The following is a 2,709-nucleotide window of genomic DNA, read 5'->3' as shown; positions in this document are numbered from 1 at the left end:
TTACTGAAGAAGCGGTTGTTGTAACCGAAACGGCCAGCGCAGCTACCCGCGAAGCTACCGCCGCTGCCAACGAACTCACCAAAGCCACCGAAGCCCAAGCCACCGCACTTGAAGCCCTGCGCAACCGCCTTGTTCCGGGCCGCCGTGAGACAGTCCAGCTAGCACGTGACATGCAAACGCTCACGCTGGCCATCGCCATGGGCACCGGCAATATTGCCCAAAATATCCAGATGATGGGCCTACTGCAGCAGGAGTATATCAACGCCCAGAAAGACACCGAGGATCTGGCCACTAAGACGGTAGAGGCCGCCTTCACGATGGAAGGCGCGTTCGATGAGCTTCGGCTGAACGGCTTGCGTCGGCTAGACGACGGCTTTGCTGATCTTTGGCGAGGCGCCATCGACGGCAGCCGCAGTGCCAGCGAAACCATGAAGCGCGTGCTGGACCAGACGCTAGCAGAACTGGCCCACATGGCTATCACCCGGCCCATCATCGTCGAAATGCAGAGCATGATGGGCATGGGTGGCGGCCAGCAGGGAGCCATGAACTCACAGGGCATGTCACTGCAGAACATCAATCCCGGCATGCTGCAGCGCGGTTGGGACACGGCTAGCGGTTGGTTTGGCGGAGGCGGAACAGCGGCTGCTAGCGGTGGCGGCCTGTATGCAAACGCTGCAACGCAGAGTGCAGGCACGTTGTACGGCAGCGCTCAAACGGGGGCGTCAGCGGGCGGCTTGTACGGCAACGCAGTAACTGGTGGAGTTGCTCAGGGCGGCGGCTGGATGGGCGGCAGCATGCAGAACTATCAGGGCATGACCGCCGTTTACAACGCTGGTGCTGCCATGGCAGGTGGCTATGTCGGCGGCGAGGTTGGCTCTAGCGTCACGGGAAAAACCGCTAATTCCAACTACGGCGAGACGGCGGGCAGCTTGGTCGGTAGCTACTGGGGGCCGTGGGGAGCTGCCGCTGGATCAGCCATTGGCAGCTTCGTTGACTCGCTGTTTGGATCGAACAAAAAAACCTTCGATTTCGATTTTGTACAAGGCGCCCAACCTGGCATTTTTGGCGACCGTTCCAGTGCACTCGGTGATTTCGGCATCGCTAAATTTAGCGATTACAAGCTGGGCGAGCAGCAGGATTCGCTGCAAGAGTTAATGGACAGCATCGCCATATTTGACGACACGCTCGCAAATTCAGCGATTGATGAGCGCGTAGACGCAATGCGTGCCAGCATTGAGGGATTTACGCACTCAGGACCAGAGAATCTATTCAATACACGATTGCGGGCCATTATCGACGGCTCCGGTGCATACGTTGAATCCGCTATTGCTCAGATCGCTGACCCCGAGCAGATGGCGAATGCGTTTGTAGCTGTACTCAATCTTGAGCGCATCGCGCAATCATTAAACGAGCAAATTCAGCGCGATGTCATTGATCATTTAGAAGCGAACACGGGTGATGTGCAGGGTACAGCTAACGGGCTTTTTCAGGCACTTGATGCTATAGCGTTACTGGGAAACAGCATTGAGCGCTTAAACCTACAGTTTGACGCGACTGCTGAGGGTGCAATCCACTCTGCCTGGTCACTGCAAAATGCGGTGGGCGGCATTGAAACCCTTACAGCCGTCAACGACGCTTACTATCAAGCGGCATTCAGCGAATCCGAGCGCTTGTCTAACGCTCAGCAGGATTTAGCCACATCCCTTTCCGGTGTAACTGACGAAATCCCCAAAACAGTCGATGAGTTGCGTGCGCTCGTAGAGGCTCAGAACCTAAATACGGACGCAGGTGGCAGGCTGGCATATGAATTAATGGCGCTCGCGCCTGCACTGAAAGAAACAAGCGGAGCCGTTCGCCAAGCCATTGAGCAGCAATACCAGGAAATGCTGGGTCGGGCCCCAGAAGCTGATGGACTTGAGCACTGGTTTAATGCGGTTGCGAGCGGATCACTATCTTTAACAGATGCACTCGATTTTATCGCTAACAGTGCCGAGGCGGCTGAGTACGCAGCAAACGGCGCTGCTGATGGCCTAAACAGTGTGGCGGATGTACTCCGCGAACGTGAGCAGTTAGAACGCCAGAGACTCACCCTGGAGGGCAACACGGCTGAACTACGCCGCCGTGATTTAGAAGCCACGGATGAAAGCAACCGTCCGCTACAGCAGCGAGTGTGGGCACTTCAGGACGAACAAGACCGCCTTCGCAACCTTGACCGCCAGCAGCAAGAACGTGTGCGTTCAATCAATCAAGAGCGGGATGCACTCGCCCGTGCCAAGCAACAACTCGCTGGCTTTACCAACAGCATTGATGGCTGGCTCGCCAACCTGCGCGGTACCGAAGCCGGGCTAAGCTCGCCCGCCGACCAGCTAGCGGCAACGTCTCAAGCGTTTTACGAACAGTACGATAAGGCACTCGGCGGCGACCGTGACGCGATGAATAGCATCACACAGTATGCCGACCGCTTTATCAAAGCTCAGAAAGGTTGGGGCGCGAGCGGATCAGAGACTACCGCCACCATCGATAAAGTCGCAGGCATGCTTGAGCGCCTGCCCGCACAGCTCAGTGCCGAGCAGTTTTTAGCCGATGAGTTCAAGGACGCGCTAGCCCAACAGACAACAGCGCTAGGCGTCATGCTGGATCTGAACGGTGATGGCACGGTATCAGCGATTGAGCGCGCTATTACAGCGGGCTGGAGTACAAATGATGTGC

At 56.8% G+C, this 2,709-nt stretch carries 1 protein-coding gene; it reads left to right on the top strand.

Annotated features, from left to right (window positions below; all coding sequences use genetic code 11):
• The coding region (locus tag CZ787_RS09255; protein ID WP_140398980.1) for a DUF4214 domain-containing protein at window positions 1-2,709 on the top strand (2,709 nt) is incomplete at both ends.

This window comes from Halomonas citrativorans, from assembly GCF_900163645.1.
GTDB lineage: Bacteria > Pseudomonadota > Gammaproteobacteria > Pseudomonadales > Halomonadaceae > Vreelandella > Vreelandella citrativorans.
This window is presented reverse-complemented; position numbering and strand designations above follow the sequence as displayed.